Origin of the sequence: Methylobacillus draconifructus (assembly GCF_045984385.1) — a bacterium.
Taxonomy (GTDB): Bacteria; Pseudomonadota; Gammaproteobacteria; order Burkholderiales; family Methylophilaceae; genus Methylobacillus; species Methylobacillus flagellatus_A.
This window is the reverse complement of sequence record NZ_JBJQIJ010000003.1, coordinates 117,062-132,268: the sequence shown is the minus strand read 5'-3', so window position 1 is coordinate 132,268 and position 15,207 is coordinate 117,062. Positions and strand designations below refer to the sequence as shown.

Genomic DNA, 15,207 nt, shown 5'->3' with positions numbered 1-15,207 from the left:
CTGGCGCCATTTTCATTTGAGATGCGTTAGTTTTTCCGACAGGCGTTTCAGATAACAACGGAACCCTGCTTCATGCTATGCCCTGCATACTGTCAACCTCATCATTCAGTAACGACCAGCCATGCATAAAGTCCTCATTTTCGCGATTGCCGCCGTTCTCATCTATATCTTGGTCTACTGGGTCGTGGAAATCGTCGAGCTGTCAGGGCATGCCTGACCTGCCCACGCGGCTTACCAAAACCGCGCTCCCGGGGTAAAGTAACGCTACCTTCATTCCCGAGGAGCCCGGCCATGCCGTTACAGTCCCATCAAACCGCCCTCGCCGCCCTGGCGCTGCTGATGCTCAACGGCTGCGTCCATGCAGGCAAGGTCGACGAGAAAGTCCCCTATCCCAAGGCTGAAGCGGGCTATCAACGCCATGTCATCCAGTTGCCGGCATTGGCCGAAGAGCACGATGTCAAATTGGAACTGCAAGTCGGCAAAACCATGCAGGTGGACTGCAACCGCCATAGCTTTGGCGCAACTCTCGTCGAGCATACCGTGCAGGGATGGGGTTACCCCTATTACGAAGTGGATAGCATCAACGGCCCGGTTTCCACCCGGATGGCCTGCCCGCCCGGCACGGAGATCTCGAAGTTCGTCGCAGCCAACGGCAACGGCTTTGTCGTGCGCTACAACAGCAAGCTGCCTGTCGTGGTATATATCCCGGCAGGTTTTGAATTGAGGTACCGCACCTGGCAGCCCTCGCAGGAATTCAAGACTGTCGCACCGGAATGACCCACTTTCCATAGTTACTCCCGACGCCTAAGCCAGGCTGATCTGTAACATTCTGTTACCGCCAGGCGACAGTTGTAACAAATTATTTCAGCCGCCATCCAAACCCTGCCCATCGAAGTGGAAATTGTCCTTATTTGATGTGGGCCTAATTCGTTTAATCGTATAAAATATAAGGTTGGTAAGGGGATCAACCCAGGAGTCGGGGACTGATCGTCAGGGGCAGCAACTCCTCCCCTTCCAGGATTGCTCACTTAATCACGGTTTGATGGTGGCAATTGAATGACCAGCCTGGAGTGTCGCTTACAAGCAACACTTCAAGATATCGGCGGCTTACCAGCCGATGATAGGTATCCTTAGGCGGTAAGCAACAACACCGTCCATGGATGTATGGCAGTGGTTTTATACGTCTTTTACATGTTGAGATGCTGAAATGATAAAAAAGCGATATCCCAGACTTTTCAGTCTATTGTCTTCTCTAGGTGTCACGTTGTTGCTAAGCGGTTGCGACTTTGTGCTGTTCGATCCCAAAGGCCAGATAGGAGTTGAAGAAAAATCCCTTATCATTACCGCGATATTGCTCATGCTGATTGTCGTGGTCCCGGTCATCATCATGACGATCGTATTTGCCTGGCGCTATCGCGCTTCCAACACCAAAGCCACCTACGCCCCAGACTGGGCGCACTCCAATAAGATCGAAGCGGTTGTCTGGACTATCCCCGTCCTCATCATCCTGGTTCTCGGCACCATCACCTGGAAAACCACCCACTCCCTGGACCCGCGCCAGCCCATCGATTCCGAGCATCCCCACCTGACGGTCCAAGTCGTATCGCTGGACTGGAAATGGCTGTTCATCTATCCGGAACAAGGCATCGCCACCGTGAACGAACTGGCTTTCCCTGCCAATGTGCCGGTGCGCTTTGAAGTGACTTCCGGGTCCGTCATGAACTCCTTCTTCATCCCGCAGCTGGGCAGCCAGATCTACGCCATGGCCGGCATGAAGAACACCTTGCACCTGATCGCCAACGAAGAAGGCGTCTACCACGGCTTATCCGCAAACTACAGCGGCCACGGCTTCTCGGGCATGAAATTCAATGCCAACGTGACCTCTCAGGAAAAATTCGATGAATGGGTACAGCAAGTCAAGCAATCCAGCGCCGCGCTCGATGCTGACAAGTACACCGCTCTTGAAAAAGCTTCCTTCAACAATCCGATTGAGCGTTTCTCCACCGTAACGCCTGATCTCTATGACGGAATTGTCGCGAAGTACACACATTCTTCTGGTTCGAATGCGCACTCACTCTCGGAGGGCAAGGAGTAAAAATGTTTGGCAAATTAACCCTGGAAGCGGTTCCCTACCACGAACCGATTATCATGATCACGCTGGCAGTCGTCGGCGTGCTGGGCATAGGCATTGCCGCCGCCCTCACCCACTTCAAGAAATGGAAATGGCTCTGGTCCGAATGGCTGACGTCTGTCGACCACAAGAAGATCGGCGTCATGTACATCGCCGTCGCCCTCATCATGCTGCTGCGCGGCTTTGCCGACGCCATCATGATGCGCGGCCAGCTGGCAGTCGCCTCGGCCGGCGCTGAAGGCTTCCTGCCTCCGCACCACTACGACCAGATTTTCACCGCCCACGGCGTGATCATGATTTTCTTCATGGCCATGCCGTTCATGGTCGGCCTCATGAATATCGTCGTGCCGTTGCAAATCGGTGCGCGCGACGTCGCCTACCCTTTCCTCAACTCGCTGAGCTTCTGGCTGTTCGTGGTCGGTGTCGCGCTGATCAACATTTCGCTCGGCGTCGGCGAGTTCGCGCAGACCGGCTGGCTGGCATATCCTCCGCTTTCCGGCATTGAATACAGCCCAGGCGTAGGCGTCGACTACTGGATCTGGAGCTTGCAGATTTCCGGGCTGGGGACCTTGCTTACCGGGGTCAACTTCTTCGTGACCATTATAAAGATGCGCGCGCCCGGCATGACGCTGATGAAGATGCCCGTGTTCACCTGGACAGCGCTCTGCACTAACATCCTGATCCTGGCGGCTTTCCCTGTCCTGACGGCGACCATTGCATTGCTGACCCTGGACCGCTACCTGGGCACCCACTTCTTCACCAACGAGCTCGGCGGCAACCAGATGATGTACGTCAACCTCATCTGGATCTGGGGCCATCCTGAAGTGTACATCCTGATCCTGCCAGCCTTCGGCATCTTCTCCGAAGTCGTTGCGACCTTCACCAAGAAGAAGCTGTTCGGCTACACCTCCCTGGTATGGGCGACCGCGGTGATCACCATCCTGTCGTTTATCGTCTGGCTGCACCACTTCTTCACGATGGGCGCAGGCGCCAACGTCAACGCGTTCTTCGGCATTGCGACGATGATCATCTCGATCCCGACCGGCGTGAAGATCTTCAACTGGCTGTTCACGATGTACCGCGGCCGTATCGAGTTCTCCACCCCGATCATCTGGACCATCGGCTTCCTGATCACCTTCACCATCGGCGGCATGACCGGCGTATTGCTGGCAGTGCCTGGTGCCGACTTCGTGCTGCACAACAGCCTGTTTCTGATCGCCCACTTCCATAACGTCATTATCGGCGGCGTGGTGTTCGGCTACCTGGCTGGTTTCGTCTACTGGTTCCCCAAGGCATTCGGCTTCAAGCTGAATGAAAAGCTGGGCCGTATCGCTGCCTACCTGTGGATCAGTGGCTTCTTCCTGGCTTTCATCCCGCTGTACATGCTGGGCTTCATGGGCATGACACGCCGCCTCAACAACTATGACAATCCGGCATGGACGCCGTTGCTGTACGTTGCCCTGGTAGGCGCGTTCGTTATCGGCGCGGCTATCCTGGTGCAACTGCTCCAGCTGTATGTCAGCATCCGCGACCGCAAGCAGAACCTCGACCTGACTGGCGATCCATGGGGCGGCCGCACGCTGGAATGGTCCACTTCCTCTCCTCCTCCTTTCTATAACTTCGCCCATGTACCTGTGGTCAAGGACCTGGATGCGTGGTGGGATATGAAGCAGGACGGCAGCGCCAACAAGGCACCTGCCAAGTACGAGAAGATCCACATGCCCAAGAATGCTTCCGAAGGCGTGATCATCAGCGCGTTCAGCCTGGTGTTCGGCTTTGCCTTCATCTGGCACATCTGGTGGCTGGTGATCCTCAGCACCATCGCCATGCTGGTGACCGTGATCGCGCGTAGCTACAACGAGGATATCGACTACTACGTGCCGGTCGAGGAAGTCACGGCAGTTGAAAACAAGCACCTTCAAGTTAAACAAGCGAGTCAGGCGTAACCATGTCTAGTCAAACTTTGCATACACAACACGCGCATGCCGATGAGCATGCGCACCACCACGACGCCGGCGCCACGAAGATATTCGGGTTCTGGATTTACCTGATGACGGACTTGATATTGTTCGCGACCCTTTTCGCGACCTATGCGGTCCTGAGCCACAGCTTTGCCGGAGGTCCCACCGGCAAGGATATCTTCGAGCTCGACTACGTGCTGGGCGAAACCTTCCTTCTGCTGTTCAGCAGCATCACCTACGGCTTTGCCATGATTGCCCAGCACAAGGGCAACAAGCAGGCCGTGCTGAACTGGCTCGCCGTCACTTTCCTGTTCGGCCTGGGCTTCATCGTGATGGAAGTCAACGAGTTCCATCACCTGATCCATGAAGGTTTCGGTCCCGACCGCAGCGCCTTCCTGTCCGCGTTCTTCACGCTGGTCGGCACCCACGGCCTGCACGTGACTTGCGGCCTGATCTGGATGGCAGTGCTGATGGCGCAAGTCTGGAGCAAGGGCCTGACCGACACCAACAATACCCGCCTGATGTGCCTGAGCCTGTTCTGGCACTTCCTGGACATTGTCTGGATCTGCGTATTTACTGTTGTTTATCTGATGGGAGTGCTGTAAATGTCACACGGGCACGTTGAGCGCGCTGGCGCAGGCCACGGCAGCGTCAAGTCTTACCTGATTGGCTTTGTTCTTTCCGTAATCCTGACGGTCATTCCGTTCGGGCTGTTGATGTTCCCTAACGAGTTGTCCTCGTCCACCGTGCTGGCCACCATCCTGGTGTTCGCCGTGGTACAGATCGTGGTGCACCTCGTGTACTTCCTGCACATGAACACCTCGTCGGAACAGAGCTGGAACGTGACGGCCTTCATCTTCACCGTGATCATTCTCGCGATCGTCGTGGTAGGCTCGCTGTGGGTCATGTTCCACCTGAACCACAACATGTTGAGGCATTAAAAGCCAGATTGATGAAGCAATACCTACTCATCACTAAGCCAGGCATTATCTTCGGCAACCTGATCTCGGTTGCCGGGGGCTTCTTCCTGGCGTCCAGGGGCGAAATCGATTTCGCCCTGTTCCTGGCAACCGCCATCGGTATCTCTTTGGTGATTGCCTCTGGCTGCGTCCTCAACAATTACATCGACCGCGACATCGACAGCAAGATGGAACGCACGCGCAACCGCGTGCTGGTGCGCGGCCTGATCCCCGCCAGGAATGCCGTGGTCTACGGCTGCCTGCTTGGGGTGGCGGGGATTACCCTGCTCTACGCCACCACCAATATGCTGACCGTCTGGCTGTCCCTGTTCGGCTTTGCAATCTATGTCGGAGCCTATAGCCTCTACCTGAAGCGCAACTCGGTCTACGGCACGTTGATCGGCAGCCTGTCCGGTGCCGCGCCCCCGGTGATCGGCTACTGTGCCGTCAGCAACGAGTTCGACATGGGCGCGGTGATCCTGCTCGTGATCTTCAGCCTCTGGCAGATGCCGCACTCATACGCTATCGCCATCTTCCGGCTCAAGGATTATACGGCAGCCGCCATCCCGGTCCTGCCCGTGAAAAAAGGCATCCTCGCGACCAAGAAGCACATCGTGATTTATATCGTGGCCTTCGTGATCGCAACCATCATGCTGACCTTCAGCGGCTATACCGGGAACCAGTACCTAGTGGTGGCCGGCGTCATCAGCATTTATTGGTTGGGCCTGGCGCTGGCCGGCTACAAGACGAACAACGACCAGATCTGGGCAAAAAAACTGTTCATGTTCTCGATCGTGACCATCACGGCCTTGAGCGTCATGATGTCGATCGACTTCAAGGAGCCGCGCAAGGATGGCGTCTGGGTCGCAGCCCGCACGCCGTCGGCTGCCGAGCATCAGGTCAAGGTGGATTAGGATTAGACAGGGATCAAGGTCTATTTGATCAAATAAAAAGCCGTCGCATGCGACGGCTTTTTATTTGCCTGTTTCTCAGTTTATGCATATTGCTCCATGGAGGTCCCCACCACTACGCGCGCAGTCTCGGCCTCGGCTTCTGTCTTGGCATATGCCACCAGGACGGCATGGCCCTTTTCTACTGCATTCGCTAGCAACTCAGCGTAACGTCGATCCTGGTTGGAAATCCCTTTACCTGCCCCGATGAAGCCGCCAACGGCAGCCCCCCATCCCACCATGAATAGAGGGCCCACCAGCGGACTGGCTACAAACAGGCTGACATTGGCTGCCACGATGGCTAATTGCCCGAGGGCGCCTACCCCGGCACCCACCGCGGTACCGATTGCGCTATCCACGACGACATTCTTCAGCGTTTCCTTGTCGTCCTCATCCTGCTCTATATGGTCGGTGCGTCCGATTGCGATTTGCACCTGCTCCTGGCTAAAGCCTTGGTCGATTAACGCTTGGGCTGCCTTCTGGGCATCATCCACGGTCGGGTAAATGCCGGTCACGCTATCCAGATAATCCGCCATTGTTCTTCCTTTTCTAGGTGAATTGCAAATAATGAAAGCCTTTAACGCGGGCTCACGGCTCCGCGGTTGATTTGTTCGGCATCGGGGTCGATCGCGGGCGCATCGCTTGGCTTACGCTTATTAGGCAGCGACTTTGGCGCAGGAGTTTTTTGCTCGGCATCGGGGCGGACAGGACGCTGCAACTTATCCCTGGTAGGGTCCGAATTATGGGTCGGCGGGGGCTGGACTTCAGAATCCCGTTTGCCCGGGGTAAGCGGGTCATCCAAGTCCAGCTCGACGCTGTAAGCATGGCAAGCCAGCATTGCAAACAGGCTGCCCAGGGCTATTGCGGTAAATTGGCGCATGGTATTCTCCATGGATTGTGTGCTTTACTTGATGCCGGATACCCTTAGCATAAAGATGAACGACTCCCTACCCTATCAGCCTATTCCGAAATGCCCGTCAGACAGGGCTGACGCTTGCTTATGATCAACACTAGCCCTGACAGTCCGCATCATCGCCCGCAAACCGTATTGCTCGTGGTCGCCGTCATCCTGGTCGGCATCAACCTGCGGCCGGCATTCTCCAGCGTTTCCCCGTTGCTGGCTCACATCAGCTTGAGCCTGGGCCTGAGCGGCAGTGCCGCCGGCATGCTGACGACGCTGCCTGTGGCTTTTCTCGGGCTGTTCGCCCCTTGCGCTGCCTGGCTGGCAAAACGCTATGGGACAGAAAGGCTGGTCATACCGCTGCTGCTGGCATTGGCGGCCGGCCTTGCCTTGCGCGGCGTATGGAATACCGCCAGCCTCTTCCTCGGCACCGGTCTCGCAGGCATGAGCATCGGTTTGCTGGGCATATTGCTGCCCAGCGTGATCAAGCGTGAGTTTCCGCGCCACCCCGACCTCATGACCGGGGCCTATACCATGGCCTTGTGCCTGGGCACGGCGCTGGCAGCGGGATTCTCCGTGCCTTTACTCGAAGCTTTGGGCAGCCTGCCATTGGCGCTCGCCTTCTGGTCCCTGCCCGCTGTGCTGGCCGCCTTGTCGTGGTGGCCGCTCCGTCGCTTGGCAGGCAGGCCTTCCGTCGACGCGGATCGGCGCCGCAACCCGCATTTATTGCGTGATCCCCTTGCCTGGCAAGTAACATTGTTCATGGCTACGCAAAGCGCGTTGGCCTATTGCGTGTTCGGCTGGCTGCCTTCCATATTGCAGGCCCGCGGCGTCCCTGCCGTACAGTCCGGCTTGTTTCTTTCCGGTTCCGTGATGGTGCAGGTCATCTCGGCCTTGTTGGTTCCGTGGTTATCTTCGCGCATGCGGGACCAGAAACTCGTCAACGGCATCATGTTCGCCTTGATCTATATCGGCTTGATGGGTGCGATATATGCGCCTGTTGGCTATATGTGGTGGTGGATGGTATTGCTGGGGCTGGGCCAAGGCGGAGGTTTTGCCATGGCACTGACCATGATTGTGTTGCGCACCCGCAATCCGGTACAGGCTGCGCAGCTTTCCGCCATGTCGCAAGGGCTGGGCTATATCCTGGCCTCTCTGGGTCCCTTGTTGCTGGGGATCATTCATGAGGCAAGCGGCAATTGGGATAAAGCGGGTTGGCTCATCACTGCCGTCACGCTCGCAGGCCTGTACCATGGCAGGAAGGCAGGCGCGAACCGTTTTGTGCTGGAATAAACCGGTAACAACTGGAAAAATTAAAGGGAAGCATGGCTTCCCTTTAATTTTAAGTCATCAAATTTGACTCGTCAGCGCTGACGCGCCTTGAAGCGCGGATTGCTTTTGCAGATCACGAATATCTTGCCATGGCGGCGCACGACCTTGCAGTCGCGGTGGCGCGTCTTGGCGGATTTGAGTGACGACAGGATTTTCATAACAAGCTCCTCATTCAGAACCTGCCGGATTATCCTCGCTTCCCGCCAAAACTGCAACAATGTTGCAGTTTTAGCTTGCACTACCCTAGCTGATAATGCTTACGCAGAGCCTGCTTGACGTTCCAGGTGCAGGAGAGGCCGGCAGGGAAAGTGACCAGATCGCCCTTGCCGAAATTGATCGGCTCGCCGCCGCCGTCAGGGGTGATTGTGACCTCGCCCTCCAGGATATAGGCGATTTCCTGTTCGCCGAAACTCCAAGGAAATACCGAGACCTCCTTGGACCAGGTCGGCCAGCGGGAGACGCCAAGCTCGTTCAGCCGTTCAGCGCTAGGATTATGCTCTACCTTGATCGCACTACTACTCATCATTGCCTCCTTAAAAATCACACTAACGATTGCCGCCTGCTACCGAGAGCGGCGGTTCCTGCATCAATGCCACCTGCTCCCGCAGTTCCAGGATACGGTCCTGCCAATACTGTTGGGTATTGAACCAGGTAAACGTCATCGGGAATGCCGGATCGTCCCAGCGCTTTGCCAGCCATGCGGAATAATGGATCAGGCGTAAGGTACGTAGCGCCTCGACCAAGTGCAACTCTGCCGGGTTGAAATCATAGAAGCATTCATAGCCCTCGAGCAGTTCGCCAAGCTGCAGGCTCATTTCGGCATGCGATCCGGAAAGCAGCATCCATAAGTCCTGAACGGCCGGCCCTGTCCTGCTGTCGTCAAAATCCACGAAATGCGGCCCGTCATCCGTCCACAACATATTGCTCAAATGGCAATCGCCATGCAAGCGCAGCGATGCCACGTTTCCTGCCCGCTGATAACAGGACCTCGCTCCCTCCAGCGCCTGTTCCACCACGCTGCGGTATGCGGGAAGTATGTCCGCGGGAATGAAATTGTTGGCCATCAACCAAGCGGCAGGCTCTTCGCCAAAACTCCTGATATCGATGGCGGGCCGGTGCTGGAATGTTGTCTGCGCCCCTATCGCATGGATACGGCCGAGGAAACGCCCTATCCATTCCAGGCGCCCTGGCTGGTCCAGTTCTGGGATGCGCCCGCCGCGCCGGGGAAAGACCGCGAAATGGAAGCCTTGGTAATGCTGCAATGTTCTGCCTGCCAACGCAAGCGGCGCTACTACCGGTATTTCTTCCTCTGCGAGCTCCAATGAAAACGCATGTTCCTCCAGTATCTGCGCTTCGCTCCAGCGTCCGGGGCGGTAGAACTTGGCCACTACGGGCGCCTGGTCTTCCACCCCGATCTGATACACGCGGTTCTCATAGCTGTTCAATGCCAGCAAACGCCCGTCCCCGAGGATATCGACGCTGCTCATCGCATCGAGGATCAAGTCTGGAGTTAGCGTGGAAAACGGCGTCATTGTCATCGGAAAAGCTTTATAGGATTAAGGTGAGATTCGAGAAACCGGCGTGATTGCATATTCAGCGCCTGGTTTATCGCGCGGGATAGCTTATCACGCTATCGCTGAATCAAGCATCCACTTGCCGCCATACCCTACCTACAACGCGAATGCACGAATTTGGGGCAATAAATCATCAGCATATGAATTATTTTGGTGCATTTTTACCTTCAATAAGAGAAAATGCACTACTTTTGATCATGCTCATGGAGATAAGAGGGAATGAAGTATCAATCGGCACATGATTTCCTAGCCGTTGTCGCACAAAAAAATCCCGGTCAGCCGGAATACCTGCAGGCAGTCACTGAAGTAGTGGAAAGCCTGTGGCCATTCATCAGCGCCAATCCGCGTTACGCTGAACACGGCGTCCTGGACCGGCTGGTAGAGCCGGAGCGTGCCATTCTGTTCCGCGTCTCCTGGGTGGATGACAAGGGCGAGGTCCAGGTCAACCGCGGTTACCGCATCCAGCACAATGGCGCCATCGGCCCATACAAGGGCGGCTTGCGTTTCCACCCTTCCGTGAACTTGTCCATCCTGAAATTCCTCGCTTTCGAGCAGACCTTCAAGAATGCATTGACCACATTGCCCATGGGCGGCGGCAAGGGCGGCTCCGATTTCGATCCCAAAGGCAAGAGCAATGGCGAGATCATGCGCTTCTGCCAGGCGTTTGCCAGCGAGTTGTTCCGGCATGTAGGTTCCGACACCGACGTCCCTGCCGGCGATATCGGCGTGGGAGCGCGCGAGATCGGCTTCATGGCCGGCATGATCAAGAAACTCACCAACCGTGCCGACTGCGTGCTGACCGGCAAGGGCCTGAGCTACGGCGGATCGCTGATCCGTCCCGAAGCCACTGGCTACGGCACCGTCTATTTCGCCGAAGAGATGCTGCGCCATAGCGGCCGCACCATTGCGGGCCTGCGCGTCGCCGTTTCCGGCTCCGGCAACGTGGCCCAATACGCGATTGAAAAGGCCCTGGCGCTGGGCGCCAAGGTGATTACAGCCTCCGACTCCAGCGGCACGGTGATTGACGAAGCCGGTTTCACCACCGAAAAGCTGCAAGTCCTCATGCAGGTCAAGAATGTCGAGTATGGCCGCATCAAGGACTATGCCGAGCGTGTCGGCGCACGTTTCGTCCCCGGCGCCTCCCCATGGAGCGTCAAAGCCGATGTCGCATTGCCATGCGCTACACAGAACGAACTGACCAAGGATGACGCGGCCACCCTGGTTGCGAATGGTGTGCTGTGCGTAGCCGAAGGCGCCAACATGCCATGTACCGCTGAAGCCATGAAGCTGTTCGACGAACACCGCGTCCTGTACGCGCCGGGCAAGGCGACCAATGCCGGCGGCGTGGCGACATCAGGCCTCGAGATGACGCAGAACGCCATGCGCCTGTCTTGGACGCGGGAGGAAGTCGATGCGCGCTTGTTCGACATCATGAAGGGCATCCACGATGCCTGCGTGCAATACGGCGCCCGTGAAGACGGCAGCGTGAACTATGTCGACGGCGCGAACATTGCCGGCTTCGTCAAGGTGGCCGACGCCATGCTGGCGCAAGGCGTGATCTAGGCTCCTGTCCCCTTCACAAAAAGAGCACCTCATGGGGTGCTCTTTTTTTATGCCTGCTCACTCATGCCGCTTTAAAACGGTATGCCGAAATTGAAGCCGAATGCGAGGTCCTTCAATGCATTGCCGCGCCCGCCCGACGTAATCGCCTTGGAAAGGGAAAAATCCAGGTTGGTACGGTCAGGCTGGTCGCTGATCAAGCGCACGCCAAGAGAGACCGAACTCATATGGTCGAAGTCCTGCGTCTTGGTATGCTCGTAGATGCGCGCCGACTCAAGCAACACATAGGGTTGCAAGCCGACCATCTGGTAAAACGGCAATTTGTAATTGAATGGCACGGTACGGTTCAGCTCTAGGGTGATCCCCCACCCCGAATCGCCTACCAAGCGGCCGGGACGGTAAGCGCGGCCATGCTGGTAGCCGCCGAACTGCACTTTCTCGGTGATGGGCAAGTTATCCGGCGAATACTGCACAGTGCCTGATACCGACGTGCCCCAGGCCCCATCAAGGTAGTTGCGCTGCACGAAGCTCACGACGTACTTGGAAAAATTCAAGTCGATGTCGCTGTTAATGGGCGGTGCAGGGAAATTGGTGGCAATCTCCTTCGAAGCGCCCATGGCGTCCAAGCCGCGGCTCATCGTCAACTGCAACCGTCGCCCGCGCCGCGCGGTGCTATCGCTATAGCTGCCTCCTACCGAGAGCGTGCGCACGTCGGAGGTCGTGGTAATGGCGGCGCCGTTTTGCTTGCTGTGGATCTCATCCTCGAAATTATTGGCGGTCAATGACACGTTCGCCAGCAGGCTTCTATCCTGGCGCAGCACCAAGGGATAGCTCAGGCCGACGCTCAGCCGCTGCGACTTCACCTGGCGGCCTAAACCTGATGCCAGCTCCGCAGTTGGCTTGCCGTCATAATCGGAGGCCTCCACCCTCGCCACCAGCCCTTCCTTGCCGATGGGCTGCGCATAGCTCAACGCATAGTATTGCTCGTTCTCCGCGGAAATCAGGGTGGATGCCGTGATCTCCTCCGCCAGCCGGGTATTGCCGCTTGCCTTGACAGTAAAGATGCCGCGCGTGAACGGCTGCACAGTCTCCAGCCGGCCCAAGGCCTCCATGGCCTTGCGCTCTACCTTGAGGGACAACTCGGACGCGCCATCCATCTGTTGGGGCAATGGGAGGGAGGCTTGTATCTTCAAGCCCGGCAACAAGCCCAGCATGGTCGTATAACGCTCCATGGTGGGGCGGGTCAATGGCTTTTCCGCCAGCAGCGGGGCGATGATCTCGCGGATCTTGCCTTCGGTGGCTCCCGGATTGCCCTCGATCTTGACGGAACCGATATGCCCTTCGATGACGACGACCTTGATGATCGGCTCATTGAAGTTTTGTGCGGGAATATAGCAGAACGATAACGGCAGGCCGCGCTTCTGGTAAAACTCGGTGACCTGGTTGGATAATTCTATGATCTTGGCAATAGTGATCTTTTTATTGGCATAAGGGGCGAAAAAAGCGCTGACCTCCTCGAACGGCACCGCTTTCACGCCATAAATCCCGAAACTGGCAGGCTGCACCTCCGTCGCCAGTATCTTCTGCACCTCCGGGGATATCCCGCTTTTTTGCTCCACCTGCACTTCGGCTTGCGGCCTGGTTCTTGGGGCCTCGGCCTTGGGCAAGGTATCCACCGGGTTTTCCACTGCGTATGAATAAGGCGGGCCCGCCAGCATGCTGGCCACCAGCACGCCTACTCCTGCCCTTGCCAGGCATTTTTTTCCCTTCTGCATCTTCTCCCCTATGCAGTCCATCCATGCAACTCAATAAAAATCCCGGCAGTAGGAACTACTACCGGGACCTTATGGCTTTCAAGGCATTACTGCCCCAAAAGAGCGCCCAACAGGCCGGACAAGCCATTCCCTGCAGAATTGCCGCCATTGGCCGCAGGTGAGCTTGCAGCAGCCACCCCCCCATTCTGGGTGATGCCACTCAGAATATTGGTAACAGGTACAAGCAGACCACCACCATTATTGCCTGACAACAATGCCGTGACTGGTGTCAGAAGATTACCTGCAGGAGCGCCCCCCTCTGCAGAGCCCAATGCCAAGACGTTGGTGAGAGGCGTCAATAAGCCGCCATTGAGAGATGTGCCGTTACCCGCCAGGTTTGTCACTGGGGCCAACAAGTTGCCGTTGGGTAATGCTCCTCCCAGCAGGCCGGTTAGAGGTGCCAGCAACCCATTCAAACCGTTCACATTGCCAGTGCCAGCGGCCAGCACATTGGTGACCGGGGCAAGCACGTTGCCTAATCCGCCCAGGTTGCCCGACGAGAGGTTCAGAACGGGCGCCAGCACACCGCCATTGCCATTCCCGGCGGCACTGCTGGTGAGCGGCAAGACGCCAGATGGGCCGATCAATGGATCCAACGCTGTCTTATTACCCTCCGCACTCGCCAACGGCAACACGCCGCCTTGGCCCACCAGGGGATCAAGCAGTGTCGGCTGGCCATTTCCGGCTTGGCCGCTAGTCAATGGCAAAACGCCATTCTTGCCCACCAACGGGTCGAGCAATGTCTGGTCGCCGCCTGCGGTGGTCAAAGGCAGGACGCCATTGGTGCCGACCAGGGGATCAAGGACACCGCCCGCCCCAGCCAGTACATTAGTGACCGGAGCCAAGGCGCCATTGCCCGCGACAGAACCAACGACACTCTTGGCCAGGCCGGCCACGCCATCGACCGCATATTTGCTGGTATCCGCCACTTGCGCGATCAGGCCGTTGCCCAGACCGTCCAGGCCTGGCAAGCCATTGCCGCCGCCGAGCAGATCAGTTACTGGGGACAAGCCGCCCTCAACGCCAGGAATAGCGCTGCCGAGGCTGGAGCCAAGCTGTCCCACCACGCCGCCGACTGTCGTGGTCAAGGGCGTCACGATGCCGTCCACAGTGCCACCGACAGCGGTAGTTGCGCCAGCCAGCGTGCCTACTGTATTACCCACGGTTTGCAAGGTAGGGGCCAGTGTTGACGCTACAGGGGCAGTGACGCCCGCGACAGTATCCAGCAACGGATTGGCAACCCCCGCTACCGTATTGACCACAGGAGCAAGCGTGTCCGTGACAGGCGACAATGTCTGCACCACCGGAGCAAGCACGCCTGCCACAGGCTCAACCACCGGCTGCAAGACGCCGCCAGCCGTATTGATCACTGGCGCCAACGGGCCGGCAATCGGCTCGATCACTGCGCCAAGGCCGCCAAGCACCGGGGTGATCGCATTGCCGGTTGCCGACGTCAGCGGCAGCAGTGCTCCGTTCACCCCGTCCGCCACAGGGCCCAAGGCGGTTGCCAACGGTGCGACAACACCGGAAAGTGATTCGGACGTAGGCCCGAGCGCCGTAGCAACGGGGGCGACAATATCTCCCAAGGCGCCGGTCACGGGCAATAAACTATCGGTGACGGGAGCAAGCGCGCTGGTTAACGGATTGACAGTATGTATGACTGGAGTCAGCACAGGCTGCAAGGCTGAAACCACTGGCGCCAGCACAGGATCCAGCGCCGTTCCTAGCGGATCGGTCACTGGCTGCAAAGCGGTGGTGACTGGTTCGATGACGTCATTGGTCAGGCTGTTGACGCTGTCAATCGTGTCATTGAGCGTATTGGAGGTGGTCGTTACAACTGGAGTATTGCTGGATGATGTTGGTCTAACGTTGCTTTTGCCGTCGCCATCGCAGCCGACCAACGCGATGGAAGAGCAGATGACGGCCATGCTGATCGCATTGTTCAGCGGCACTTTTGATTTGGTGGACATTGCATTCCCCTTCAATATTGATGGAGCCAATTAGTACTTGGTTCCGTTTCCATAC

15 protein-coding genes are annotated in these 15,207 nt (G+C 57.3%); 8 read left to right on the top strand and 7 right to left on the bottom strand.

All coding sequences use genetic code 11. The features are described 5' to 3' along the window. Nucleotides 1–291 precede the first annotated feature (291 nt). The 6 genes from eco (at nt 292) to cyoE (ending at nt 5,965) form a co-directional block, all read left to right on the top strand. The gene (gene eco / locus ACKF11_RS07000; protein WP_407996485.1) at nt 292–777 is read left to right on the top strand and encodes a serine protease inhibitor ecotin; all 486 of its coding nucleotides are present in this window, start codon (nt 292–294) and stop codon (nt 775–777) included. A gap of 430 nt (nt 778–1,207) precedes the next feature. Beyond that, on the top strand, nt 1,208–2,095 hold the full coding sequence (cyoA, locus tag ACKF11_RS06995) for a ubiquinol oxidase subunit II (RefSeq protein WP_309565085.1): 888 nt from the start codon (nt 1,208–1,210) through the stop codon (nt 2,093–2,095). 2 nt (nt 2,096–2,097) lie between these two features. Beyond that, nucleotides 2,098–4,077, top strand: a complete 1,980-nt coding sequence (gene cyoB / locus ACKF11_RS06990) for a cytochrome o ubiquinol oxidase subunit I (protein WP_407996484.1) — start codon at nt 2,098–2,100, stop codon at nt 4,075–4,077. Nucleotides 4,078–4,079: 2 nt separating this feature from the next. Then, on the top strand, nt 4,080–4,697 hold the full coding sequence (locus tag ACKF11_RS06985) for a cytochrome o ubiquinol oxidase subunit III (protein WP_309565083.1): 618 nt from the start codon (nt 4,080–4,082) through the stop codon (nt 4,695–4,697). Further along, entirely contained in the window at nt 4,698–5,033 is a 336-nt protein-coding gene (locus ACKF11_RS06980) for a cytochrome o ubiquinol oxidase subunit IV (RefSeq protein ID WP_407994028.1), read from the top strand. A gap of 11 nt (nt 5,034–5,044) precedes the next feature. Beyond that, nucleotides 5,045–5,965 carry a heme o synthase gene (cyoE, locus tag ACKF11_RS06975; RefSeq protein WP_407994029.1) on the top strand — a complete coding sequence of 307 codons (921 nt, stop codon included), beginning with the start codon at nt 5,045–5,047 and terminating at the stop codon, nt 5,963–5,965. 80 nt (nt 5,966–6,045) lie between these two features. Here the strand turns inward: cyoE and ACKF11_RS06970 are convergent, their stop codons facing one another. Together ACKF11_RS06970 and ACKF11_RS06965 are read right to left on the bottom strand one after the other, a co-directional pair. Next, nucleotides 6,046–6,537 (bottom strand): hypothetical protein, encoded by a 492-nt coding sequence (locus ACKF11_RS06970; protein ID WP_309565080.1) that lies wholly within the window; start codon nt 6,535–6,537, stop codon nt 6,046–6,048. A gap of 41 nt (nt 6,538–6,578) precedes the next feature. Then, nucleotides 6,579–6,881: a hypothetical protein gene (locus ACKF11_RS06965; RefSeq protein ID WP_407994030.1), complete on the bottom strand. Its 303-nt coding sequence runs from the start codon at nt 6,879–6,881 to the stop codon at nt 6,579–6,581. 120 nt (nt 6,882–7,001) lie between these two features. Between ACKF11_RS06965 and ACKF11_RS06960 the strand changes: the two genes are divergently transcribed. Beyond that, entirely contained in the window at nt 7,002–8,195 is a 1,194-nt protein-coding gene (locus ACKF11_RS06960) for a CynX/NimT family MFS transporter (RefSeq protein ID WP_407996483.1), read from the top strand. 71 nt (nt 8,196–8,266) lie between these two features. Here ACKF11_RS06960 and ykgO read toward each other — a convergent pair whose 3' ends face one another. The 3 genes from ykgO to ACKF11_RS06945 form a co-directional block, all read right to left on the bottom strand. Further along, nucleotides 8,267–8,392, bottom strand: coding sequence for a type B 50S ribosomal protein L36 (gene ykgO / locus ACKF11_RS06955; RefSeq protein ID WP_011479510.1), 126 nt, complete (start codon nt 8,390–8,392; stop codon nt 8,267–8,269). Between the two features lie 80 nt (nt 8,393–8,472). After that, the gene (locus ACKF11_RS06950; RefSeq protein ID WP_407996482.1) at nt 8,473–8,760 is read right to left on the bottom strand and encodes a cupin domain-containing protein; all 288 of its coding nucleotides are present in this window, start codon (nt 8,758–8,760) and stop codon (nt 8,473–8,475) included. Between the two features lie 19 nt (nt 8,761–8,779). Beyond that, a complete protein-coding gene (locus tag ACKF11_RS06945; protein ID WP_407996481.1) occupies nt 8,780–9,772 on the bottom strand; it encodes an SrkA family protein kinase in 993 nt (330 codons plus the stop codon). Nucleotides 9,773–10,027: 255 nt separating this feature from the next. On the opposite strand from ACKF11_RS06945, the gene gdhA reads away from it, so the two are divergent. Beyond that, nucleotides 10,028–11,371 (top strand): NADP-specific glutamate dehydrogenase, encoded by a 1,344-nt coding sequence (gdhA, locus tag ACKF11_RS06940; RefSeq protein ID WP_407996480.1) that lies wholly within the window; start codon nt 10,028–10,030, stop codon nt 11,369–11,371. A gap of 71 nt (nt 11,372–11,442) precedes the next feature. Here gdhA and ACKF11_RS06935 read toward each other — a convergent pair whose 3' ends face one another. After that, nucleotides 11,443–13,143 (bottom strand): ShlB/FhaC/HecB family hemolysin secretion/activation protein, encoded by a 1,701-nt coding sequence (locus ACKF11_RS06935; RefSeq protein ID WP_309565074.1) that lies wholly within the window; start codon nt 13,141–13,143, stop codon nt 11,443–11,445. Nucleotides 13,144–13,229: 86 nt separating this feature from the next. Continuing rightward, entirely contained in the window at nt 13,230–15,152 is a 1,923-nt protein-coding gene (locus ACKF11_RS06930; protein ID WP_407994035.1) for a beta strand repeat-containing protein, read from the bottom strand. Between the last annotated feature and the right edge of the window lie 55 nt (nt 15,153–15,207).

Coding starts and splice junctions, on each gene's coding strand:
- ACKF11_RS06985 (WP_309565083.1), top strand. CDS start 4,080: ATGTCTAGTCAAACTTTGCATACACAACACGCGCATGCCGATGAGCAT.
- cyoA (WP_309565085.1), top strand. CDS start 1,208: ATGATAAAAAAGCGATATCCCAGACTTTTCAGTCTATTGTCTTCTCTA.
- ACKF11_RS06945 (WP_407996481.1), bottom strand. CDS start 9,772: ATGACAATGACGCCGTTTTCCACGCTAACTCCAGACTTGATCCTCGAT.
- cyoE (WP_407994029.1), top strand. CDS start 5,045: ATGAAGCAATACCTACTCATCACTAAGCCAGGCATTATCTTCGGCAAC.
- ACKF11_RS06960 (WP_407996483.1), top strand. CDS start 7,002: ATGATCAACACTAGCCCTGACAGTCCGCATCATCGCCCGCAAACCGTA.
- ACKF11_RS06970 (WP_309565080.1), bottom strand. CDS start 6,537: ATGGCGGATTATCTGGATAGCGTGACCGGCATTTACCCGACCGTGGAT.
- eco (WP_407996485.1), top strand. CDS start 292: ATGCCGTTACAGTCCCATCAAACCGCCCTCGCCGCCCTGGCGCTGCTG.
- ACKF11_RS06950 (WP_407996482.1), bottom strand. CDS start 8,760: ATGATGAGTAGTAGTGCGATCAAGGTAGAGCATAATCCTAGCGCTGAA.
- ykgO (WP_011479510.1), bottom strand. CDS start 8,392: ATGAAAATCCTGTCGTCACTCAAATCCGCCAAGACGCGCCACCGCGAC.
- ACKF11_RS06980 (WP_407994028.1), top strand. CDS start 4,698: ATGTCACACGGGCACGTTGAGCGCGCTGGCGCAGGCCACGGCAGCGTC.
- cyoB (WP_407996484.1), top strand. CDS start 2,098: ATGTTTGGCAAATTAACCCTGGAAGCGGTTCCCTACCACGAACCGATT.
- ACKF11_RS06935 (WP_309565074.1), bottom strand. CDS start 13,143: ATGCAGAAGGGAAAAAAATGCCTGGCAAGGGCAGGAGTAGGCGTGCTG.
- gdhA (WP_407996480.1), top strand. CDS start 10,028: ATGAAGTATCAATCGGCACATGATTTCCTAGCCGTTGTCGCACAAAAA.
- ACKF11_RS06965 (WP_407994030.1), bottom strand. CDS start 6,881: ATGCGCCAATTTACCGCAATAGCCCTGGGCAGCCTGTTTGCAATGCTG.
- ACKF11_RS06930 (WP_407994035.1), bottom strand. CDS start 15,152: ATGTCCACCAAATCAAAAGTGCCGCTGAACAATGCGATCAGCATGGCC.